A 20,527-nucleotide genomic window follows, 5' to 3' on the forward strand; every position below is an offset into this window, starting at 1 on the left:
GAATTCTATCTGAAGTGGCTTAGGCTGTCTTCAGGTTCGGGATGATCTGCTTTTTGCGGCTCATCACGCCCGGAAGGACAACTGTGTCGCCTGAAACAGTTGCGCCGAAGGATGCTTCAGCGACTGTTTTGGACAGATCGTTCGGGATCATCATTGTGGCTTCTTCGTTCAGGATATCGACCACGAACAACAGCACTTGATCAACGCCGTCTTCTTTTGCGACGTCCGTCATGGATGCCATGATGCTGTCCTTGCGGTCCAACACGATCTTTGGCGCGGTGGTTTCCAGAACAGACACGCGGAATTTGGTGTCGCCGACAGCGTATTCTTTGCTGTCCATCCGCAGAAGTTCCGCGTCAGAGAAAGCAGAAACATCTGATTTGGCTTCGAACATTTCAGAGGCATACGCGCCCAAATCGACGCCCAGATCCGCGGCTAGTTTTTCAGCGAGCGCTTTGTCCACTGGTGTAGTGGTCGGCGACCGGAATTCCAGCGTGTCGGACAGGATGCAGGACAGCATCACGCCTTTGACGTTGTCCGGCATGTGGGCTTCGTGGCCTGCCATCAGGTCGTGCATGATCGTAGCTGTACAGGCCAACGGACGTATCGTGATGTCGATTGGGCCAGCCGTTTCCAGACCGCCCACCAGTTTGTGATGGTCGATGATCGCTGTGACGTTCGCGCCATTGATGTTGGCTGGCAATTCGGCAGGGTTGTTGGTGTCAACGATCACGCAGTCCTGACCATCTGCGACGTCGGCGATGATTTCCGGCTGATCAAAGCCCCAACGCTTGGCCACGAATGCGGCTTCGGTGTTTGGCGTGCCGAGCAACACCGCCTTGGCGTCTGTGCCTGTATGGTTCAGGAACCAGTCCCAAATGATCGCGGAGCCAAGGGAATCGGTGTCAGGGGCTTTGTGGCCGAAAACGAGCGTTGTCATATGTCATAGACCTATATTCAGGGGTGTTTTGCGGCCTTATAACAGGCGTGCTGATCTTGTCACGTGGACAAAATGGCATACCGCTATGCGTTCTGAGACGTGGCTAAATTATTCGGTAGCGACATAGGCGCCTTCGACAAGGGTCGGGAATTCACCTTCACCATTGTCAATTTCTCCGAAAATTTGACCTCCGACTGCCCCACCATCGGGACCATAGAAACGTCCCGTGATGCCCGCGCTGATAATCGTTCCATCAATTTCGCCAAGGCTCGCATCCTCGTCATAGGTCAGCGTGGTTTCAAAACCGTTCCCAGCGATATCTGTTGGGTCAATGTCGAAAGCGACCGATGGAACGCGCACCTCGGGGTTGTCGCCGCCATCATCGAAGACAAATAGATCACCCGCCAACGTCATCGCGTCAAAATCAACGTCGAGCGCGATCCGACCTGCGCCAAAGCCATCAATGAAACCGGTTCGTGTGGTCAGGCTGATGCCGCCTTCGTATTCCGCCCCGCCTGTCCGTGCACCGATCACGGCGGGGTCAGTGTCGACCCCAATGACGATGTTAGATGTGTTCAAGTTGTCGTCGAGCACGCTGAACAATGTTGCGACTTCCGCATTTGGGAAGTCTGAAATCTGGAATTGCAACACGGCGAAATCATCACCGTCTTCATAGACAAACCGACCGGGCGTCTGGCGGACAAGCGTGATTTCCTGTCCATTGATGGTCACAATCGCTTCGCCGTCTCGATCATCGAGGTCGTCAAGGATGATGTCTTGCACCTCAAGCGTGAGTTCTTCGCCGCCAGCGCTTGTGATCCTTCGTTGATCGACAAGGTTAAGCGTCGAGACGGTACCTGTCCTCACTGTATCAGATGCAAAGCCGCTTGGTGAAAGTGGAACGATGACGGGTCCGGAGCTGCTTCCGCCGCAGGCCGCGAGAAGTGTAAGGCTTGTGGCAACTGATAAATTCTTGAACATGTAGACTTTCCCCCTGGTGTTGTGGGAATGTTAACGTCAGCGTTTCAAAGGTTCAATCGCATATGGCGAAAGCGTCCGGCAAGTCTCAATCTATCCGCGAGGCGGATTTGTATGCCCCGGTGAAGGCCTATCTGACCCGTCAGGGGTACGACGTGAAGGGTGAAGTGGGCGCGGCTGATGTGGTGGCGACGCGCGGCAATGAAGACCCTGTCATTGTTGAGCTGAAGCTGGGGTTTTCGCTGAGCCTGTTTCATCAGGGCATTGACCGTTTGGCGGTGACTGATTTGGTCTATGTCGCGGTGCCCCTGAAGACAGGCAAACCGTTTCAACGCGCCCTGAAAGACAACATCAAGCTGGCCCGCCGTGTGGGCCTTGGCGTCATAACCGTGCGACCGCGAGACGGCCACGTGGAGGTTCACGCTGATCCCGCGCCATATGTGCCGCGCAAATCGAAAAAGAAGAAAACCCAGCTATTGCGCGCCTTTGACCGGCTGAAGGGTGATCCCAATGAGGGTGGTTCGACCCGCCATGGGATTGTCACGGGGTACCGTCAGGATGCCCTGCGGTGTGCGCGGTTCTTGGCTGTGCACGGGCCAAGCGCTGGTGCGAAAGTGAAAGAATGGGCCGAAGTCCCGCAAGCCACGACGATCATGCGCAACGATCACTACGGCTGGTTCGAAAAGGTCAGTCGCGGGGTGTACGGGCTGACCGACGTGGGGCGCAAAGGACTTGCCGACTATGGGGATTTAGAGGCTTAGGCCCGCGCCAATGCAAAAAGGGCACCGCGGTTGGGTGCCCTTTCAGTATTTATGGTCTTTTCAGATTAGCGCAGTGTGTTGCGGCTGTTCGGCAAGCGCAACCATACTTCAACGCGGCGGTTGCGTTCACGGCCGACTTCGCCATCGTTGCAAGACAACGGCAGCAATTCACCGTAGCTGATTGGCTTCACAAGTGCTGCGTTTTCAGCAGAAAGCGATCCGGCCAACACGTCACGTACGGCTTCGGCACGGTTTTGTGCGAGCGCCGTGTTCTGGACGCGGTTACCGACCGAGTCAGCGAAACCAACCAGCAAGACTTCAAGGCCTGCAAATTCGCCGTTTTCCATTTTTTCGGCCAACTCTTCAACGTTCCGCACGGATTCGACATCGAGGATGCTTGAGGCGGAAGAGAAGCGGAAAGATGTGCTCAACCGGTCAGCGCCGCGCAATTGCTGCATCATGTCGGAGTACTGTGCACCATCGAAGTCAGGTTCAACGGCTGCCGTATGCACGAGCATCATGCCCATATCTTCCAGACGCATGCGTTCCAGTTCGCGGTCGATGAAGTGGCTTTCCTTGATGTAGGCTTGTGCTTCGCTGGTCAGTGTCCAATCAAGAAACGCCTGTGCTTCCGGGTGGATTTGACCCGGTTTTGTGTAGGCGTACAGACGGCGGGACAAAGCGTAGCCTTCGATCTTCATGCGGAAGTCTGTTGGCGGGGACAGCAGGCCACATTCTTCACGAATGGACAGTAAGTTCACATCGTTTGTCCGTGCCAACCAACGGCCCACAAATCCGATGCCGCCGCGATCTGCCATAACCGCATCAACCATATCCTGGTAGGCGCTCCAACGGATTACGTCTTCTTTTTCGTCACGGTTGTTCGGGCGCACGAGTGCATCCATCATAACGGCGCGGTCGCCCGAGCTTTCGCTGAAGGAATTGACTGTGATGGGATGATCACCGCCGCCAAGTTCCAGCCAGTTTGTGATTTCACCGGACCAGATTTTCGCGATTTCTTCGGATGTCAGGTTGCGAACCGGGTTGTCGGGGTGGGCAATCATGACGATGCCGTCAACGCCAAGAACCGTTTCGTCAGCCGTATCGCGTAGGTCAGGAATTCCTGCGGCAGAAATCTTTTCGACGTCGCTGTCTTTCATACGGCGGTCGGCAACGCCAATGGCTGCACTGCCGTCGGCAATCGCAGGAAATGCACTGCCGGACCCGCGCGATTGCAGATCGATTTCTGCGCGCAAGGTGCCGTCTGCGTTTGTCAGGCGGATGATACGTTCAGCCGCTTCCGCAGTCGTTTCAAGTTCATAAGTTGCGCCCACGGATGCCGCGTAGCCACGCAACAAGTTCGGGATCAATGTCGTGCCAACGGTCCGTGAACCGTAGATGCCAAAGTTCGGGCCAAAATCCTGTGCAGCTTCCGCGACTTCAGGGCAGACAAGGCCGGTACATGTCACGCTTTTGGCCTGAATGCGCAGGGTGCCGAGTTCTTCGGTTTCAACGATATACATACCGTCTTCGTAGCTGAGGAGCTGACCAGAGATCGACATGCTGCCGTCGTTTGCTTCAAGCTGGATAGGGGCATTTTGTTGCGCTGACAAAGGGCCTGTCGCGAGTACAAGCAAGCTTGCGACGGCGCTCAATACGAACGGTAGTTTCTTACGGGATTTAGGAGTTAGGGCGCTCATAACTATTTCTCACACTATTAAACGGTTTCGCCGCATAAAGCTGTGAACGAAGGCAGCAATGCGGCAACATTGCGCCTCACAATGGCGGTTCCCTAACGTCATTTGTCAATTAAGTTGAAGCGCGCGATGCGCACTATCGCACCGGTTGTATTCTCCAACCAGCAGCATTCAGCAACGCGACAAGGCCCAATTCGCCGGGCAAATGTGCGGCCCCAACGGCGATCACAATATTGTCGTGCGTTTCTGTCGCGGCTTCGATCACGGGCATCCAGTTTTGGTTGCGGCGGTCCAGCAATAGGTCTTGGGTTTCGGCCATTTGCGCGGCTGCGTCTTCGGGGGACATACCTGTCAATTCGCGCGCCGCGATCTGGCTGACTTCCCAGACTCGCGCGATTTGTTCCGAGAAATAGGCGTCTAGCATAGCGACAAACAACGCTTGTTGATCTGCGGCGTCAATCAAGCCGAGTTTCAGCAGATCAATCTGTTCTTGTTGGGTGCCGTCGGTCAGGATGTCGATCAGCGTTTCCCAACCTTCAAGGGCTTGCACAGGCACGTCATAGGCTTCAGCATCTGCAATCAGCATATGGTCCAAACCGCGCATGCCTTGCGCGATTTCGGCCATGGCACAGGCAGGAATGCCAAGTGTCAGCGACAAATACCAAGGTTGGAACTTTGCGACGAAGAACGACGGCAGCCCGCGATCTTGGGCGGCTTGCTGAACCTTTTCCCAGACGTCCGGCGCCAGAAGTTCGGGGAGCGTTGGGCCGTCGTTGATTAGATAAAGGTCAGGGTTGGCGATAAATGCGTCCTGCATCGCCGCTTCTTCATCGGCGGTGGCTTCGACTAGTAACAGGTCTGCGGTCTGGATGGCGGGGCGGGCACGCACGCGCAGCAGTTCCAACCGTGCGTCATAGACATGCATCGTGCCGACAAGGGTCAGTGTGTCATCCCCTTTGGTCGCGGTCCAGATCAGTCCTGTGTTATTTGGAGTGGCTTCAACCGCTTGTGCAATCTCGTCCTGCACAGGTTGTGGAAGCTGATTGAGATAGCTTTCGCCAGAGCATAACCCGAATGCGGGCAGGGCGGTGAGTGTGGTAAGGGCGGTGAGAGCTGCGCGAAACATAAGCGTCCTTTTCGGGATCTGGTTTTGCGGCAGGGTAACCCGACTACACCCTGTGTCCACAGCCTATTTAGAATGATGTCAAAAAACGCGAACGGGCGTGTTGACTCGCGTTTGCGACCTGCCTACCTATGCATCGTTAGCACTCGTGACTTGTGAGTGATAACACCAGTTTTAACGCGAACAAGGAGAGTTCGGAGATGGCATTTACACCACTGCATGACCGCGTGTTGGTTCGTCGTATCGAAAGCGATGAAAAGACAGCAGGCGGACTGATCATTCCAGACGCCGCAAAAGAAAAACCTTCCGAAGGTGAAATCGTATCTGCGGGTACTGGCGCACGTAAAGACAGCGGTGAGCTGATCCCAATGGACGTCAAAGCAGGCGACAAAGTTCTGTTCGGCAAATGGTCCGGCACAGAAGTGAAAGTCGACGGCGAAGACCTGTTGATCATGAAAGAAAGCGACATCCTCGGTATCATTACCTGATTTGGATCGGTGCCTTCGGGCATCAACGCTTGAAACGAAAACTAGAATTTAAGGAGCTAATCAATGGCTGCTAAAGACGTAAAATTCGGTACCGACGCACGTGGTCGTATGCTGAACGGTGTCAACATCCTCGCTGACGCTGTAAAAGTAACGCTGGGCCCAAAGGGTCGTAACGTTGTTCTCGACAAATCTTTCGGCGCACCGCGCATCACGAAAGATGGTGTATCTGTTGCCAAAGAGATCGAGCTTGAAGACAAGTTCGAAAACATGGGCGCACAGATGGTTAAGGAAGTTGCTTCCCGGACCAACGACGAAGCCGGTGACGGTACAACAACAGCAACAGTTCTGGCCCAAGCGATCGTTCGCGAAGGCATGAAATCCGTTGCTGCTGGCATGAACCCAATGGACCTGAAGCGCGGCATCGACATGGCAACTGCCAAAGTTGTTGAAGCGATCAAATCAGCTGCACGTCCTGTGTCCGATTCAGACGAAGTTGCGCAGGTTGGTACAATCTCTGCAAACGGCGAAGCGGAAATCGGTCGTCAGATCGCAGACGCGATGCAGCGTGTTGGCAACGAAGGTGTTATCACCGTTGAAGAAAACAAAGGTCTTGAAACAGAGACTGACGTTGTAGAAGGCATGCAGTTCGACCGCGGTTACCTGTCCCCTTACTTCACAACCAACCAAGAAAAAATGACAGTTGAGCTGGAAGATGCGATCATCCTCCTGCACGAAAAGAAACTGTCTTCTTTGCAGCCAATGGTTCCACTGCTTGAATCAGTGATCCAGTCCGGTAAGCCACTTTTGATCATCGCAGAAGATGTTGAAGGCGAAGCGCTTGCAACTCTGGTTGTGAACCGTCTGCGTGGCGGCCTGAAGGTTGCTGCTGTTAAGGCACCTGGTTTTGGTGATCGTCGTAAGTCCATGCTGCAGGATATCGCTATCCTGACAGGTGGTCAGGTGATTTCCGAAGACCTCGGCATGAAGCTTGAGAACGTCACAATCGACATGCTGGGTTCTGCCAAGCGTGTGAACATCACGAAAGACGAAACAACTATCGTTGACGGTGCTGGTGAAAAAGCTGAGATCGAAGCACGGGTTACACAAATCCGTCAGCAGATCGAAGAAACAACATCCGACTACGACCGTGAAAAGCTGCAAGAACGCGTTGCCAAATTGGCTGGCGGTGTTGCTGTTATCCGCGTCGGCGGCATGTCCGAAGTGGAAGTCAAAGAGCGTAAAGACCGCGTTGACGATGCACTGAACGCGACGCGCGCTGCTGTTCAAGAAGGCGTTGTTGTTGGTGGTGGTGTTGCTCTGGTTCAGGGTGCAAAAGCGCTCGAAGGCCTTGAGGGTGCAAACTCTGATCAGACTGTTGGTATCTCTATCATCCGTCGTGCAATCGAAGCGCCTCTGCGTCAGATCGCTGAAAACTCCGGTGTTGACGGTGCAGTTGTTGCCGGCAAAATCCGCGAGAGCGACGACAAGTCTTTCGGCTTCAACGCACAGTCCGAAGAATATGGCGACATGTTCAAGTTCGGCGTGATCGATCCGGCCAAAGTTGTCCGCACAGCGTTGCAAGACGCCGCATCCGTTGCTGGTCTGTTGATCACAACAGAAGCCATGGTTGCAGACAAGCCAGCCAAAGAAGGCGCTGCACCAGCAATGCCTGACATGGGCGGCATGGGCGGCATGATGTAATCACTTTCGACTTTGTCGAAGGTGATGCGGGTGGCAGTGCTTTTTCAACGAAAAGGTCACGAAAACCCAAACCGCTAAAAACAATGAAGGGCGTCCCGATTGGGGCGCCCTTTTTAGTTATCTAGGTCAGGTGCGTATTGAACCAGCCAATCGTCCGGTCCCACGCGAGTTCTGCCATCGCTTCGTCGTAGCGCGGCGTGCTGTCGTTGTGGAAACCGTGGTTGGCCCCTTCGTAGATATAGGCCTCGTAGGTCTTTTCGTTGGCTTTCAGTGCGGCCTCAAAATCGGGCCAGCCCGCGTTAATCCGTTCGTCAAGTTCGCCCATTTGCACAAGCAGGGGCGCTTGGATTTTAGGCACATCCGCCGCAGCAGGTTGGCGGCCATAGAACGGAACCCCGGCAGCCATTTCGGGGTAGGCGACGGACAGGGCACTGACAACGCCACCACCATAGCAGAACCCGACGGCCCCCACTTTACCGGTGCTATCATCGCGGCCCATCAGGTGTTCAAAGCCCGCGAAGAAGTCATTCATCAGTTCGGTCCCGTCAACAGTACGTTGCAGGTCACGACCGTCCGCATCGTTGCCCGGATATCCGCCAACGGACGTCAGCCCATCTGGTGCGAGCGCCATAAATCCAGCCTTTGCAGCACGGCGTGCCACGTCTTCAATGTACGGATTTAGGCCACGATTTTCGTGGATCACTAGCACGGCAGGCAGCGGTCCTTCGACGTTTGCGGGCCGCACAAGATAACCGCGCACATCGCCCGTGCCGTTCGGTGACGGATACGTGATGTAGTCTGCAACAATGTCCGGGTCATTAAATGACACCTGTTCGGCCATCGCGTAATTCGGGCTAAGCATGTTCAAAAGCGCCATGGCGGTGACGCCGCCAACGGCGTAACGTCCTGCTTTATCAAGGAATTCACGTTTGGTGATCTTGCCGTGTGCGTAGAAATCATACAGATCAAGCAGTCCCTGATCAAAGTCTTTTGCGGTCATGCGGTTCATTCTAATGCTCCCCTATGGTGCGTTTCGCGTTCTGCGTGTGTTCATAGTAGCGCGATTGTGTGATCGCGATAGCCCTGCCGCGCTTGTTCTTGTGTCACGATTTCGACAGACAGGCGTTATGAAAATATTCTTGCTGACAGCCCTGACCATGACCGCGTTTGCGGCGAATTCCATTCTGAACCGCCTAGGCGTGGCCAGCTACGGCATGGACCCGATGGCCTTTGCGGTCATTCGAACGCTTGCAGGGGCTGTGATGCTGACGGTGTTGGTGATGATCCGCAGGGCAGGGGGGCTGAACCTTTGGACAGCGAAACGTGGTGCTGGCGCTATCGCATTGGCCTTATATATGATCGGTTTTTCGTGGTCTTACCTGACGCTTGGCGCAGGACTTGGTGCCTTGATCCTTTTTGGTGTCCTGCAAGTGGTCATGTTTGGCTGGGCGGTGTTTGAAGGCCAGCGGATCGCACCGATCAGATGGATTGGCGCGAGTGTTGCGATGGTTGGGCTGGTAGTTCTGCTATGGCCTGGTGGCGGTGCTGCCGTACCGATGGCAGGGGCCGCTGCGATGGTATTGGCTGGTGTGGCGTGGGCGGCGTACACGTTGCTTGGGCGTGGCGAGGCGGATGCATTGGCCGCAAGTGCAGGTAATTTTGTGTTGTGTTTCCCGTTGGTTGCGGGGGCATTACTGGTGGCTGATCTAGGGACAATAACGGTGCCCGGCACATTGGTCGCAATCATCGCGGGGGCCGTGACGTCAGGATTGGGATACGCGTTGTGGTATCGATGCCTGCCGCAATTGGCGACGGTGACTGCGGCGGTTGCGCAATTGTCCGTGCCTGTGATTGCCGTGGCTGCGGGGACGGTCCTGTTGGCAGAACCACTTACAACGCGATTGTTGATCGCGGGTGCGCTGGTGCTTGGCGGCATTGCCATTTCGTTGAAACCGTCCCGCTAGCGGACGATGGGTTCTAACGGGTCATAGGTCGGTGCATCTGCGTCTTCCCATGCAACAGCGGCCAGACTGTCTGGTTTGACCTGCATCTTGGCCATCTCGGCGCGGGTCACCCATCGTCTGCTCGTCACGATGCCTTCGGGGTCTTGCCAGTCGTCGGACAGAACGCCAGCGCGCAGCGTGCACCGGAAATAAACATCAACCTGATGGTAATCTCGTGCCGTGTCATTGAATTCATTGACGAGGCAGACCTCACCAATTGCAACCTCAAGGCCGGTTTCTTCCATGATTTCGCGGTGCAAATTGTCCGGTAGGCTCGCATGCGGTTCAACACCGCCACCGGGTGCACACCACAAATCATCGCGGCCGCTCCATGCGTTCACTAAAAGAAGACGATTATCGTGCACAAGCACAGCACGTACAGCAAGGCGAGGGGGTTTTGACATCCCCGCAACTTGGCAATGCTTCGCTTGTGACGCAAGGGCGATTGCATTCGGGACTTCAATTGCGGATCGGGAATGCTACATGATTATGATGAGATTAGCTTTGATACCGGCGATGATCCTGATCGGCTGCGCCCCGATTACCCAAGGCCTAGTGCACGCAGCCCCAAGGACGGCGCAGGAATGCGTTGTTTTGTTGCATGGTTTGGCGCGATCAGAGGTGTCATTGGCACCGATGGAGGCGGTGCTAAAAGCCGCAGGATACGAGGTGATCAACACCGGTTACCCATCCACAGAAGACCCAATTGAAGAACTGGTCGAACGCCAAGTCGGGGACAATGTCGCTGCTTGTGGTGATCGGCGCGTGAATTTCGTGACCCATTCGATGGGGGGCATTCTGGCGCGGGCATGGCTGACGGAAAACCGTCCAGCTGACATGGGGCGGGTCGTGATGTTGGCACCGCCCAATCAGGGATCCGAACTGGTTGATGTGTTTGGGGATTATCCACCGTTTGAATGGATCCACGGGCCAGCTGGATTGCAGTTGGGGACAGAACCGTCATCGGTGCCAAATCAGTTGGACGAAGTCCCTTATGAGATCGGAATTATTGCCGGCGACCAGTCGCTGAACCCTGTCTATTCTGCTTTGATTGAAGGCGCGGACGACGGGAAGGTTTCGGTGGATAGCACGCGTTTAGACGGCATGGATGACCACATTGTCCTTCCCGTTACCCATACCTTCATGATGAACAATCCGCTGGTGATCGCGCAGGTGCAAGCGTTCTTGAGCACGGGGCATTTCGACCGCGACCTTAGCTTTGGCGAAGTCGTTTTTGGTCTGGAATAGCGGTATTGATCGCCAAAACAGGCACGCCTATTTGGCTGCGCCTGTCACACGGTTGATATGGCCCATCTTCCGGCCCTGCTTTACGTCAGCTTTGCCGTAAAGATGGATCGCAGCGTTTGTTTTCGCGGCCTCCGGCACCTTATCCATGTCGTCGCCAATCAGGTTTTCCATCACAACGTCGCTGTGCCGCGACCCGTCGCCTAAAGGCCAACCTGCGACTGCGCGGATGTGTTGTTCGAACTGATCAATCGTGCACCCGTTTTGGGTCCAATGGCCTGAATTGTGCACACGCGGCGCAATCTCGTTCACGATCAGACCGTTGGGCGTCACGAACAGTTCGACGCCCATCACACCCACATAGTCCAGCGCATTTAAGATACGCGCCGCCAAAAGAACAGCGTCGGTGCTTAGGCTTGGCGTCAGTTTGGCGGGCACGGTTGTTGTGCTCAAGATGCCATTCACATGGACATTTTCACCGGGATCGTAGCAGGACACCGCCCCATCGGGATTGCGGGCTGCGATGATGGAAATCTCCGCGCTGAAATCGATAAACCCTTCGAGCACAGCAGTTGCGCCTGCCATATCTGCCAAGGCCTGATCCGCGTCTGCGGGCGACATGATGCGTGCCTGACCTTTGCCGTCATAACCCATCGTTCGCGTTTTCAGGATCGCAGGTGTGCCGATGGTGTCGATGGCTGCCGTCAAATCCACCGCGTTTTCGACGTTCGCAAAAGGCGCAGTTTGCAGGCCAAGGTCTTGCAGGAATGTCTTTTCGGTCAAGCGGTCTTGGCTTGTGGCCAGTGCTTTGCGGTTCGGGTGGATTGGCTTGATGTTTTCCAGCACATCCAAAGCAGATGTCGGAATGTTTTCAAATTCATAGGTAATCACATCGACCGATTGCGCGAAGGTCGTCAACGCTGCAACATCATCGTAGCTAGCGGTTGTCACTGCGTGCGCCACATCTGCGGCGGGCGGGTTTGCACCGGGTTCAAAGATGTGTGTTTTGAGACCAAGCCGCGAAGCCGCAACGCTGAGCATGCGGCCTAATTGTCCGCCGCCAAGGATGCCTATCGTTGCGCCAACGGGAAGAGGATTAGACATCGGTAGGTTCATCCGGAATTGATGCGCTGAGATCGTCGCGCCATTTCTCTAAACGGGTCGCCAAATCGGGATCCTGCAGCGCAAGGATACCTGCGGCCGTCAGGCCCGCGTTGCATGCGCCCGCCGCACCAATCGCCATGGTTGCGACAGGAAAACCACGAGGCATCTGTAGAATAGAATAAAGGCTATCGACGCCAGACAACGCTTTGGTTTGCACAGGAACACCGATTACTGGGACGCGCGTTTTGGACGCCATCATGCCTGGTAGATGCGCAGCGCCGCCAGCGCCTGCGATAATGACCTGAAGGCCACGATCCACAGCCGTTTTGCCATAGTCCCACAAGCGATCAGGCGTGCGGTGCGCAGACACGATCTTTTTCTCGTAAGGGATGTTCAGCGCGTCGAGAATATCCGCCGCTTCTTTCATCGTGGGCCAATCAGATTGGCTGCCCATAATAATACCGACGGAAATTGTTGTCATGTGGGTCTCGCTGCGGAAGGTGCCGATGGAAGCGGCAATATAGCTAGGCGCGGCCTGCGCGCAATGCGCTTATGCGATGATATCAGGGGTTATTCGGTCCTCTAGGGACGCAATTTCGTCCTTGAGTGCCAGTTTTTGTCGTTTCAGCCGCTGTAGCGTCAGCATGTCGGGCACGCCGCGTTCGTGCAGCGCGTGAATGGCATCATCAAGATCGCGATGTTCTTGTTTCAGAACCGCGAGCTTAACGCGCAGAACCTCTGTCTGTTCCATCGTAGCGGAGCTGTTCATGCGTTTTCCTTTGTCGAACTGGCGGTGCCAGTACATATCTCACAGTTTTTTATAAAGCGTGACGACGCAAACGCCTAGCTTTTCCTTTACGATCTGCGGGGTTGCAAGACGCGAGCGGTGACACCATATTTTAGGCAACAGATTGCCGAATGCGGGATCTGAAACAGACGGTCGCTTTGGACGTAAGGACGTGTCGTATGACAAAACTCACTTTAGGAACGCATCCGTTCCTGCTCGGCTTTGAGCAACTTGAACAACTGGTCGAACGTACCGCGAAAAGCGGGAACGAAGGCTACCCACCCTATAATATTGAACAAACGTCAGATTATTCCTACCGGATCACATTGGCTGTCGCCGGTTTTTCCGATGATGATCTGGCGATTACGGTCGAAGACAACGCGCTTGTCATCCGAGGACGCCAATCTGAGGACAACGAAAGCCGTGTGTTCTTGCATCGTGGCATCGCCGCCCGCCAGTTTCAGCGGAACTTTGTTCTCGCTGACGGTGTTGATGTAGGAGAGGCAGTGATGGAGAACGGGTTGCTGCACGTGGATCTGACCCGATCAGAACCAGAGCAAATCGTCCAGACGATTTCAATTCGGAAGGGGTGAAGACATGAACGACAAATACGAGGCTGCCAAGAACGACAGCAATATCGTCTACATCAAAGAAGTCATGGCGAGCGAAGTGCCAGCTGACATTAACCTTGATGCGTTAGAAAGCGACAGCGTGTTTGCATTGCATGATGCAAATGGTGCGCAGCTTGCCGTCGCGGCCAACCGGCAACTGGCCGTACATCTGGCAAAAGCGAATGATTTGGTCCCGATGACCCTTCATTAAATCTTTTCGGTTTTTGAACGTAAAGCCCCGACGTGATGATCACGCCGGGGCTTTCTTCTGGACTACCGTCGGAATTACCCTTTGATCAGACCCATTGATTCCAGCTTCAGGATCACCTGATGCGCGCAGTTATCAACTTCGACGCTTTCAGTTTCGATGACCAATTCAGCGTTCTCTGGAACATCATATGGATCTGAAATCCCTGTGAATTCCTTGATCTTGCCTTCGCGGGCCAGCTTGTACAGACCCTTGCGGTCACGGCGTTCGCATTCCTCGATGGATGTCGCGACGTGGACTTCGATGAAAGCACCGAATTGTTCGATATCTTCACGCACAGCACGACGTGTTGTCGCATACGGCGCGATTGGCGCACAGATCGCGATACCACCGTTTTTGGTGATCTCAGATGCGACATAACCGATCCGGCGGATGTTCAGATCGCGGTGTTCTTTTGAGAAGCCCAATTCGGACGACAGGTTCTTACGGACGATATCACCGTCAAGAAGCGTCACCGGACGGCCGCCCATTTCCATCAATTTCACCATCAGCGCGTTGGCGATTGTGGATTTACCGGAGCCGGAGAAGCCCGTGAAGAACACGGTGAAGCCTTGCTGTGCCCGTGGCGGACGGGATTTGCGCAACTCTTCCACAACGGATGGGAAAGAGAACCATTCAGGAATTTCCAGACCTTCAGCCAAACGACGGCGCAATTCGGTGCCTGAGATGTTCAGAACAGTCACGTTTTCTTTATCTTCGATTTCGTCAGCAGGTTCGTATTGGGCGCGATCCTGCACATATACCATGTGCTTAAAGTCGACCATTTCGATGCCCATTTCTTCCTGATGCTCGCGGAACAAGTCCTGCGCATCGTATGGACCGTAGAAATCTTCGCCTTGGCTGTTGTTGCCTGGGCCCGCATGGTCACGACCAACGATGAAGTGGGTGCAGCCGTGGTTCTTACGGATCAGGCCGTGCCAAACAGCTTCGCGTGGACCAGCCATACGCATAGCGAGGTTCAGTAGGGACATCGCTGTAGTAGAGGCCGGGTATTGATCCAGAACCGCTTCGTAGCAGCGCACACGCGTGAAGTGATCAATGTCGCCCGGTTTTGTCAGGCCAACGATTGGGTGGATCAACAGGTTGGCCTGCGCTTCTTTAGCGGCGCGGAAGGTCAGTTCTTGGTGGGCGCGGTGCAGCGGGTTACGTGTTTGGAACGCAACAACTTTGCGCCAGCCCATTTTGCGGAAATAAGCGCGCAGCTCATTAGGTGTGTCGCGACGGGCGCGGAAATCGTAGTGCACTGGCTGCTGGATACCTGTTACAGGACCGCCGAGGTAGACGTTGCCCGCTTGGTTGTGCAGGTAGTTCACGGCAGGGTGGGCGCTATCGTCGGCACCGAACACTTTTTCAGCTTCGCGTGCTTTGTTTGGTGTCCACTTGTCAGTGACCGTCATGGTCGCGAGGATCACGCCTTCTTGGTCGCGCAGGGCGATGTCCTGACCAACTTCGATGGTGTCGGCTTCCTTTTCGGACACGTCCAATGTGATCGGCATTGGCCACAGCTGGCCGTCTGCCAGACGCATGTTTTCGACAACACCGTCGTAATCTTCTTCGGACAAGAAGCCCTTCAGTGGGTTGAAGCCACCGTTCATCAGCAATTCGAGATCGCAGATCTGGCGCGGTGTCAGGTCGTGGGATGCGAGATCTGCTGCTTCCATTTTCAGCTTTTGGGCTGAGTCGTAAGAAACATAGAGCTCTGGGATTGGGGCGAGCGTATCGGCCATAAAATTTGTCCTATTTTTCAGAGGATTAAATCCAGAAGTGGTGCCAGTGAGTTCGGCATGAATTTTGTCGTATTCGGCGAATTTGCGTTTCAAGAACCTATCCGTGAGACGGTTCTTTTCAGACGCGCCGCGGGTCGTGATCGCATAGGCGACGCGTTTGCGTTTGTCGGTGCTGTCGGTGTCGGTGAGTTTGATCAGACCCGCATCAGTCGCAGCACGTAGTTGTGCGTTGAGCCGGCCCAATGATATATCCAAAGCAGCAGCCAGCGCCCGCTGTGACGCATCAGGTGCGACATCTAGCTGACGAAGAAGACGGAAGAGGTGGTCTTCGTCTTCATCACTGCGTTTCAGGGTTGGCAACGGCATACTCACGACTCAGGGTTTGTTCACGCGTGAACGTATGTCACGAAAAGTGTGTTCAGGCTAGAACAAACTTTTGTGCGGCCGAAAATATGGGAGATCGGTTAATATGTTGTGTCGCTACAACGAAATTGTGGTCGAAATACGAAAACGCCGACGCGTTTGCACACGTCGGCAGTCAATCTTGGTCTGTATTGAGGGGTATGCTTACGCGTCGTCCATTTCAGCAATGAATTTTTCCGCGTCCAGCGCTGCCATGCAGCCCATGCCAGCAGACGTAACAGCCTGACGATAGATGTGATCGGTCAGGTCGCCTGCTGCGAATACACCCGGAATGGCGGTGCGTGTGCTGCCTGCTTCGACTTTTACGTAGCCGCCTGAATGCAGTTCCAACTGGTCTTTGACCAATTCGGACGCGGGGGCGTGGCCGATTGCGATGAAAATCCCTTTCGCCGGAATTTCCGTGATTTCACCTGTTTTTGTTTGACGGACGCGCACAGCTTCGACGCCCAGCGGGCTTTCGGTGCCGGTGACTTCGTCGACCTCGTGGAACCACAGCGGTTCGATCTTTGGGTTCTTCATCAAGCGATCGATCAGGATTTTCTCGGCGCGCAATTCGTCGCGGCGGTGGACCAGTGTGACCTTGGATGCGAAGTTGGTGAGGAAAAGTGCCTCTTCAACAGCCGTGTTCCCGCCGCCGACAACGACGATTTCCTGCCCGCGATAGAAGAAGCCGTCGCAGGTCGCACAAGCCGATACGCCGAAGCCTTTGAATTTCTCTTCTGATGGCAAGCCCAGCCATTTTGCGCGGGCACCGGTGCAAAGGATCACCGCATCAGCCGTGAACACAGTGCCGCTGTCCGCTGTGGCCGTAAACGGACGTTTGGACAGATCGAGCGACGTGATGATGTCGCCGACGATCTCACAGCCCATTTCGCGCGCGTGGGCTTCCATGCGGACCATCAGGTCGGGGCCCTGTACCTGCGTGTCGCCCGGCCAGTTTTCGACTTCGGTTGTCGTGGTCAGCTGACCGCCCGGTTCGATGCCTTGCACCAAGATGGGTTCCAACATTGCGCGGGACGCATAAACGCCAGCGGTGTAGCCGGACGGGCCGGAGCCGATGATCAAAACTTTGGTGTGACGCGTGTCGGACATGGGGCAGCCTTTCAAGGAATCTTTGACCCGATATAGTCGTGCAGGGCCTGTGTTAAAAGCCCGTGATACGGTGATGTGTTTGACGGCACTTCATTTCGACACGCAGAATGTTGGCGACATTTTCTTTTAACTATGTGAAACATTGTTGCGCAGTCGCTTGGTCTGACGTAGGAATCAACAATACAGCAAGGGAAATAGGCATGCCGGGTCAAAAACTAGACGATATCGATCGGATGATTCTGGCTGAACTGCAGGCGGACGGGCGTATGACCAACGTCGAGCTTGCGAAACGCGTTGGCATTTCGGCGCCACCTTGTCTGCGCCGTGTCAGGACGCTCGAAGAATCGGGGTTTATTCGCGGGTATCACGCGGACGTTGATCCACGCGAATTGGGCTTCGAAGTTCAGGTTTTTGCGATGGTTGGTTTGGTCAGTCAGGCCGAAGTTGATCTATCCGCGTTTGAAGACAAATGTCAGGACTGGCCGTTGGTTCGCGAATGTCACATGCTGAACGGCGAAGTGGACTTCATTCTGAAATGCGTCGCACCTGATTTGCGGTCATTTCAACGTTTCCTGACGGAAGAACTGACAAGCGCGCCGAACGTGGCTTCTGTGAAAACGTCGCTGGTTATTCGGGGTGCAAAAGATCACCCCGGTGTACCGTTCGACGTCCTTGAAGAGCGGCTCGCACAAGAGGCGTAATGACGGCGGGACGTGCCCGCCGCTGTTGTTTTATCGATTCAATAGGCGCCCCATCAGCCCAACTTTTTTCTGAGTCGCATCGAAATCATATCCGAACCCTTCGAAAAAGCTGCGCACTTCAGGTGTCAGCATGCCACGACCACTGGCATATTGTGGCAAGTCAAATCCACCGCCGTAGTTGAGTTCAACCACAACAGGACCGGTCGGCGTAATCGCGATATCCGTGGATTGGTAACGGATCGGGCCAAACAGACTTGCGGCTTTGGCATTAATCTCGATCACCTGATCCCAATGCGGCAGTGTCATTCCCATCAAACCGGATTGTTCCGGATAGTCGTCCATAAACGCCACAACAGGGTCTGCGCGTTGCGCGATTGTCTTGATGCGGCCGGTCGCAACATCGACTTCCGACGCCAGATTGCCAGGCCGCCAGAACGCGTCGGCAATGTTGTTGCCCTGCGGGAGCTTGATCACAGCCATCGGTACATAGACGCCGTCATCTTTCAACAAATTCACCATGCGCACGGTGGCGATAGATGAACAATACTTCGCGATATCCGGATGGTTGGACAGTTTGCGCTGCACGACATAGGCGTTGTCGGCCACAACATTTTCCATGAACGCCGCATACGTGACGGGTTCCTGACCTGCGCATGTCAGGTGAGTTGCGTCAGCGTGATCAATGCGAAACGCGCCAAAGCTGACCATACCGTCGACAATCTTGCCAAACAGGCCATCGCCAAGTTCAAAGGTCACAAGTTCCTTTAGCTCTTCAGCTGTCGTGATCTTGCGAACACCAGGGTAAACGCGCGCGGATTTGTCGATGACGGCAACTGTTTCCGGAACAGGAACGCCGCCCGCTTTGAGCATGGTTTCAGCCAGCATCTTGTCTTCGGCGACTGTGGACCAACCCTGATTATTGCAGGTGTGTGTCATGTCCCAATGACGGTCATTCGAGATAAACAATGCACGCGCTTCTGCGTCGTGGCGATCTGCATCGAACAGGCCATGACGGACATATTCAACAAGGTTCAGGCGGCTGTGTGATGCGGCCATTGCTTTGTAGTCACGCATGATCTGGATGACCGACCTGCCGGATGTCTTCGCTGCATATACAAGCAGTTCTTGCTGCGTGCTTTCACGCGCGGCGAGGTAATCTTGTTGGTCTTTCTGTTCGGCGGTCGGTAAAATTTGTACGTTCATGGCGCTCACATTGTTTCCAAGGGCAAGAAGGTTGTTTCGAATTGAACAACAATCAATCTTGAAAACGTGGTGAGATTAAGGCGCAGTCGGGGCCAGACGCGGGCGGGGTCTCGAATTATGTGCAACGTGCACTGGTGCTATGACCATGCGGCGGGCCTGCGCCGTCTGAACGCGCCGCGGCTGGCGTCGCTTTCCAACGCGGATTGTAAGCTTGGTTGTCGGCGATGATAGGTCCAGACGGGTCATCGGTTACGCCACAGCGAACATATCAAGATCGCGCAGGTTCAGTCGCGGATGGAGCAGGACGTCAAAATCCGAAAGGCTTTCTTTGTGCGGAAACAACGACATAAACAATAGCTGCATGTCTGACCGCATTTGAACTGTATGGGCCAAACCGGGGTGTAGCGTTTCAAGTTCGACGCCGTTGACGTTGATCTGTTCGTGATTGTCGAAACCCAATTGGTAGCAATGGACGGGTGCAATTGGGCGCAATTCGATGATGCTCGACCCGTCAATAAAGTCGCGCACCGGTGCGAATGCGGCGTCGCTTCCAGTTAAGGTTTTGACGCCTGGCGCCTTATGCAGCATGCGTGCCGATGGCCCCAAGACCAGATCCATTCCGGGGCGACCGTACCCTAACGCATCAGCCGTCAAGCGTGTCATCGTGCCCATTTCGGGGCGTTTATTGCGGGCACCGGGGACAATTGTCATACTGCCGCGCCAGCGTAACGTCTGGAAACCATTGGTCGATGTTTTGATTTTGTCGCCCGGCAACAGATCTTCAACGGCGACAGGGCCGTTCTGGGTCTGCAAGATCGCGCCGCGCCCGATAGCTGCAAAACAATCTTCAAAAACAGCCGACGCAGGTGCGATGCGCGTGAATTCTTCGATGTCGTAAGATGGTGTCAGATGGGCGACTTCATATTTCCGCATGAGAGGCTTCACACGGGACAGTCGCCCATCTTGACTAGCGATCCGACCACTATGGGCCGGAGAGGTATAACTTTCCGTCGCGAGGCCAGCGACGGCTTGGTGGGTCTTGCGCATGCGAACACCTTTCGGTTCTTCACACATCTGTCGGCCCCACCGACAACATCTGAGGAGAGTTGCTAATTTCGTTGTAGTGAATGTGGCAAATTTTGGCGTGCACTGTCAAAATTATTTGGATTTGTCAGCGCTATCGGAGTTAATCCCATTTCAGGGATCGGGATTGTCGCCGAAACGAGCACGACTCTGCCATATTTGCGGGGGCGATCAACGGATCAAACACGTCCTGCGGGTGTCCAAACACGAATCAACCGCGCAGCTTGGGACTACGCGGTTGACAGACCGACCCTTGGGAAGTCGGGGGGAGGGAGAGGGAATGCGGGCCGTTACAGCACCGTTTGGAACGCCTGACGTCTGAGCATTACAAAAGTCCCACGATTGCCATGCCTGGCGGGGGCTTTTGCTGCAGGCTTTCCGAAGGTGTCGTTAGGCCGAAATGTCCATGGACATGAATGCCGGCATTGGCGGCAGGGTAATTTTGTTCTGACGTGTTTCAGTCTCAAGGCGGCGGGCGATCATCGCTTGGCGGCGCAATCCGCGGGCCCACGGCATATTTGTTTCACAGTCGTTTGCTGCAGTTTTCGTTTCATCCATCCAGCGTGCTTTAGCCATTGTTTTTCTCCGGTGT

Annotated in this window: 22 protein-coding genes; 8 read left to right on the forward strand and 14 right to left on the reverse strand. The window is 54.8% G+C overall.

The genetic code is table 11. From position 1 onward, the window contains the following. Positions 1–19 precede the first annotated feature (19 nt). Together K3729_07385 and K3729_07390 are read right to left on the reverse strand one after the other, a co-directional pair. Positions 20–940: a manganese-dependent inorganic pyrophosphatase gene (locus K3729_07385; GenBank protein ID UWR00584.1), complete on the reverse strand. Its 921-nt coding sequence runs from the start codon at positions 938–940 to the stop codon at positions 20–22. 108 nt (positions 941–1,048) lie between these two features. After that, complete coding sequence (locus K3729_07390; GenBank protein ID UWR00585.1) at positions 1,049–1,921, reverse strand: transferrin-binding protein-like solute binding protein; 873 nt, start codon at positions 1,919–1,921, stop codon at positions 1,049–1,051. Positions 1,922–1,983: 62 nt separating this feature from the next. Here K3729_07390 and K3729_07395 point away from each other — a divergent pair, with 62 nt between their 5' ends. Further along, positions 1,984–2,679 carry a hypothetical protein gene (locus tag K3729_07395; protein ID UWR00586.1) on the forward strand — a complete coding sequence of 232 codons (696 nt, stop codon included), beginning with the start codon at positions 1,984–1,986 and terminating at the stop codon, positions 2,677–2,679. A 65-nt stretch (positions 2,680–2,744) separates the two neighbouring features. On the opposite strand, the gene K3729_07400 is transcribed toward K3729_07395, so the two are convergent. Beyond that, positions 2,745–4,379 (reverse strand): substrate-binding domain-containing protein, encoded by a 1,635-nt coding sequence (locus K3729_07400; protein ID UWR00587.1) that lies wholly within the window; start codon positions 4,377–4,379, stop codon positions 2,745–2,747. 133 nt (positions 4,380–4,512) lie between these two features. Beyond that, on the reverse strand, positions 4,513–5,502 hold the full coding sequence (locus tag K3729_07405) for a TraB/GumN family protein (GenBank protein ID UWR00588.1): 990 nt from the start codon (positions 5,500–5,502) through the stop codon (positions 4,513–4,515). A 197-nt stretch (positions 5,503–5,699) separates the two neighbouring features. On the opposite strand from K3729_07405, the gene K3729_07410 reads away from it, so the two are divergent. Together K3729_07410 and groL are read left to right on the forward strand one after the other, a co-directional pair. Continuing rightward, the gene (locus tag K3729_07410) at positions 5,700–5,987 is read left to right on the forward strand and encodes a co-chaperone GroES (GenBank protein ID UWR00589.1); all 288 of its coding nucleotides are present in this window, start codon (positions 5,700–5,702) and stop codon (positions 5,985–5,987) included. A gap of 63 nt (positions 5,988–6,050) precedes the next feature. Next, positions 6,051–7,688: a chaperonin GroEL gene (gene groL, locus K3729_07415; GenBank protein ID UWR00590.1), complete on the forward strand. Its 1,638-nt coding sequence runs from the start codon at positions 6,051–6,053 to the stop codon at positions 7,686–7,688. A gap of 121 nt (positions 7,689–7,809) precedes the next feature. Here the strand turns inward: groL and K3729_07420 are convergent, their stop codons facing one another. Beyond that, on the reverse strand, positions 7,810–8,697 hold the full coding sequence (locus tag K3729_07420; protein ID UWR00591.1) for a dienelactone hydrolase family protein: 888 nt from the start codon (positions 8,695–8,697) through the stop codon (positions 7,810–7,812). A 118-nt stretch (positions 8,698–8,815) separates the two neighbouring features. Between K3729_07420 and K3729_07425 the strand changes: the two genes are divergently transcribed. Beyond that, on the forward strand, positions 8,816–9,652 hold the full coding sequence (locus tag K3729_07425; protein UWR00592.1) for a DMT family transporter: 837 nt from the start codon (positions 8,816–8,818) through the stop codon (positions 9,650–9,652). Here K3729_07425 and K3729_07430 read toward each other — a convergent pair. Continuing rightward, positions 9,649–10,095, reverse strand: coding sequence for an NUDIX domain-containing protein (locus K3729_07430; protein UWR00593.1), 447 nt, complete (start codon positions 10,093–10,095; stop codon positions 9,649–9,651). The two genes, K3729_07425 and K3729_07430, sit on opposite strands and share 4 nt — an antisense overlap. A gap of 88 nt (positions 10,096–10,183) precedes the next feature. Between K3729_07430 and K3729_07435 the strand changes: the two genes are divergently transcribed. Further along, positions 10,184–10,939, forward strand: a complete 756-nt coding sequence (locus K3729_07435; protein UWR00977.1) for an alpha/beta fold hydrolase — start codon at positions 10,184–10,186, stop codon at positions 10,937–10,939. A 27-nt stretch (positions 10,940–10,966) separates the two neighbouring features. On the opposite strand, the gene K3729_07440 is transcribed toward K3729_07435, so the two are convergent. The 3 genes from K3729_07440 to K3729_07450 form a co-directional block, all read right to left on the reverse strand. Next, positions 10,967–12,040, reverse strand: coding sequence for a 5-(carboxyamino)imidazole ribonucleotide synthase (locus K3729_07440; protein ID UWR00594.1), 1,074 nt, complete (start codon positions 12,038–12,040; stop codon positions 10,967–10,969). Next, positions 12,033–12,521 (reverse strand): 5-(carboxyamino)imidazole ribonucleotide mutase, encoded by a 489-nt coding sequence (purE, locus tag K3729_07445; protein ID UWR00595.1) that lies wholly within the window; start codon positions 12,519–12,521, stop codon positions 12,033–12,035. The genes K3729_07440 and purE overlap by 8 nt, the downstream gene beginning before the upstream one ends. 69 nt (positions 12,522–12,590) lie before the next feature. Further along, positions 12,591–12,809, reverse strand: coding sequence for a DUF465 domain-containing protein (locus tag K3729_07450; GenBank protein UWR00596.1), 219 nt, complete (start codon positions 12,807–12,809; stop codon positions 12,591–12,593). A gap of 197 nt (positions 12,810–13,006) precedes the next feature. Between K3729_07450 and K3729_07455 the strand changes: the two genes are divergently transcribed. Together K3729_07455 and K3729_07460 are read left to right on the forward strand one after the other, a co-directional pair. Beyond that, a complete protein-coding gene (locus tag K3729_07455) occupies positions 13,007–13,420 on the forward strand; it encodes an Hsp20 family protein (protein UWR00597.1) in 414 nt (137 codons plus the stop codon). 4 nt (positions 13,421–13,424) lie between these two features. Continuing rightward, complete coding sequence (locus K3729_07460; protein ID UWR00598.1) at positions 13,425–13,649, forward strand: DUF1150 domain-containing protein; 225 nt, start codon at positions 13,425–13,427, stop codon at positions 13,647–13,649. Between the two features lie 74 nt (positions 13,650–13,723). Here the strand turns inward: K3729_07460 and K3729_07465 are convergent, their stop codons facing one another. Together K3729_07465 and trxB are read right to left on the reverse strand one after the other, a co-directional pair. After that, positions 13,724–15,799 (reverse strand): bifunctional sulfate adenylyltransferase/adenylylsulfate kinase, encoded by a 2,076-nt coding sequence (locus tag K3729_07465; protein ID UWR00599.1) that lies wholly within the window; start codon positions 15,797–15,799, stop codon positions 13,724–13,726. Positions 15,800–16,000: 201 nt separating this feature from the next. Then, positions 16,001–16,948, reverse strand: coding sequence for a thioredoxin-disulfide reductase (trxB, locus tag K3729_07470; GenBank protein ID UWR00600.1), 948 nt, complete (start codon positions 16,946–16,948; stop codon positions 16,001–16,003). 200 nt (positions 16,949–17,148) lie between these two features. Here trxB and K3729_07475 point away from each other — a divergent pair, with 200 nt between their 5' ends. Beyond that, entirely contained in the window at positions 17,149–17,649 is a 501-nt protein-coding gene (locus K3729_07475) for an Lrp/AsnC family transcriptional regulator (protein ID UWR00601.1), read from the forward strand. 30 nt (positions 17,650–17,679) lie between these two features. Here the strand turns inward: K3729_07475 and K3729_07480 are convergent, their stop codons facing one another. The 3 genes from K3729_07480 to K3729_07490 all read right to left on the reverse strand — a co-directional run bounded on the left by K3729_07480 (position 17,680) and on the right by K3729_07490 (position 20,511). Then, the gene (locus tag K3729_07480) at positions 17,680–18,852 is read right to left on the reverse strand and encodes a hypothetical protein (GenBank protein ID UWR00602.1); all 1,173 of its coding nucleotides are present in this window, start codon (positions 18,850–18,852) and stop codon (positions 17,680–17,682) included. A gap of 249 nt (positions 18,853–19,101) precedes the next feature. Next, positions 19,102–19,899, reverse strand: a complete 798-nt coding sequence (locus K3729_07485; protein UWR00603.1) for a Hint domain-containing protein — start codon at positions 19,897–19,899, stop codon at positions 19,102–19,104. Between the two features lie 426 nt (positions 19,900–20,325). Beyond that, the gene (locus K3729_07490; protein ID UWR00604.1) at positions 20,326–20,511 is read right to left on the reverse strand and encodes a hypothetical protein; all 186 of its coding nucleotides are present in this window, start codon (positions 20,509–20,511) and stop codon (positions 20,326–20,328) included. Positions 20,512–20,527: the final 16 nt, after the last annotated feature.

Source organism: Rhodobacteraceae bacterium S2214 (genome assembly GCA_025141675.1).
Lineage (GTDB): Bacteria > Pseudomonadota > Alphaproteobacteria > Rhodobacterales > Rhodobacteraceae > Yoonia.

What these genes read in the sequence shown, in the direction of transcription:
- K3729_07385 (UWR00584.1), bottom strand. Translation starts at nt 940, where the DNA reads ATGACAACGCTCGTTTTCGGCCACAAAGCCCCTGACACCGATTCCCTT.
- K3729_07390 (UWR00585.1), bottom strand. Translation starts at nt 1,921, where the DNA reads ATGTTCAAGAATTTATCAGTTGCCACAAGCCTTACACTTCTCGCGGCC.
- K3729_07395 (UWR00586.1), top strand. Translation starts at nt 1,984, where the DNA reads ATGGCGAAAGCGTCCGGCAAGTCTCAATCTATCCGCGAGGCGGATTTG.
- K3729_07400 (UWR00587.1), bottom strand. Translation starts at nt 4,379, where the DNA reads ATGAGCGCCCTAACTCCTAAATCCCGTAAGAAACTACCGTTCGTATTG.
- K3729_07405 (UWR00588.1), bottom strand. Translation starts at nt 5,502, where the DNA reads ATGTTTCGCGCAGCTCTCACCGCCCTTACCACACTCACCGCCCTGCCC.
- K3729_07410 (UWR00589.1), top strand. Translation starts at nt 5,700, where the DNA reads ATGGCATTTACACCACTGCATGACCGCGTGTTGGTTCGTCGTATCGAA.
- groL (UWR00590.1), top strand. Translation starts at nt 6,051, where the DNA reads ATGGCTGCTAAAGACGTAAAATTCGGTACCGACGCACGTGGTCGTATG.
- K3729_07420 (UWR00591.1), bottom strand. Translation starts at nt 8,697, where the DNA reads ATGAACCGCATGACCGCAAAAGACTTTGATCAGGGACTGCTTGATCTG.
- K3729_07425 (UWR00592.1), top strand. Translation starts at nt 8,816, where the DNA reads ATGAAAATATTCTTGCTGACAGCCCTGACCATGACCGCGTTTGCGGCG.
- K3729_07430 (UWR00593.1), bottom strand. Translation starts at nt 10,095, where the DNA reads ATGTCAAAACCCCCTCGCCTTGCTGTACGTGCTGTGCTTGTGCACGAT.
- K3729_07435 (UWR00977.1), top strand. Translation starts at nt 10,184, where the DNA reads ATGAGATTAGCTTTGATACCGGCGATGATCCTGATCGGCTGCGCCCCG.
- K3729_07440 (UWR00594.1), bottom strand. Translation starts at nt 12,040, where the DNA reads ATGTCTAATCCTCTTCCCGTTGGCGCAACGATAGGCATCCTTGGCGGC.
- purE (UWR00595.1), bottom strand. Translation starts at nt 12,521, where the DNA reads ATGACAACAATTTCCGTCGGTATTATTATGGGCAGCCAATCTGATTGG.
- K3729_07450 (UWR00596.1), bottom strand. Translation starts at nt 12,809, where the DNA reads ATGAACAGCTCCGCTACGATGGAACAGACAGAGGTTCTGCGCGTTAAG.
- K3729_07455 (UWR00597.1), top strand. Translation starts at nt 13,007, where the DNA reads ATGACAAAACTCACTTTAGGAACGCATCCGTTCCTGCTCGGCTTTGAG.
- K3729_07460 (UWR00598.1), top strand. Translation starts at nt 13,425, where the DNA reads ATGAACGACAAATACGAGGCTGCCAAGAACGACAGCAATATCGTCTAC.
- K3729_07465 (UWR00599.1), bottom strand. Translation starts at nt 15,799, where the DNA reads ATGCCGTTGCCAACCCTGAAACGCAGTGATGAAGACGAAGACCACCTC.
- trxB (UWR00600.1), bottom strand. Translation starts at nt 16,948, where the DNA reads ATGTCCGACACGCGTCACACCAAAGTTTTGATCATCGGCTCCGGCCCG.
- K3729_07475 (UWR00601.1), top strand. Translation starts at nt 17,149, where the DNA reads ATGCCGGGTCAAAAACTAGACGATATCGATCGGATGATTCTGGCTGAA.
- K3729_07480 (UWR00602.1), bottom strand. Translation starts at nt 18,852, where the DNA reads ATGAACGTACAAATTTTACCGACCGCCGAACAGAAAGACCAACAAGAT.
- K3729_07485 (UWR00603.1), bottom strand. Translation starts at nt 19,899, where the DNA reads ATGCGCAAGACCCACCAAGCCGTCGCTGGCCTCGCGACGGAAAGTTAT.
- K3729_07490 (UWR00604.1), bottom strand. Translation starts at nt 20,511, where the DNA reads ATGGCTAAAGCACGCTGGATGGATGAAACGAAAACTGCAGCAAACGAC.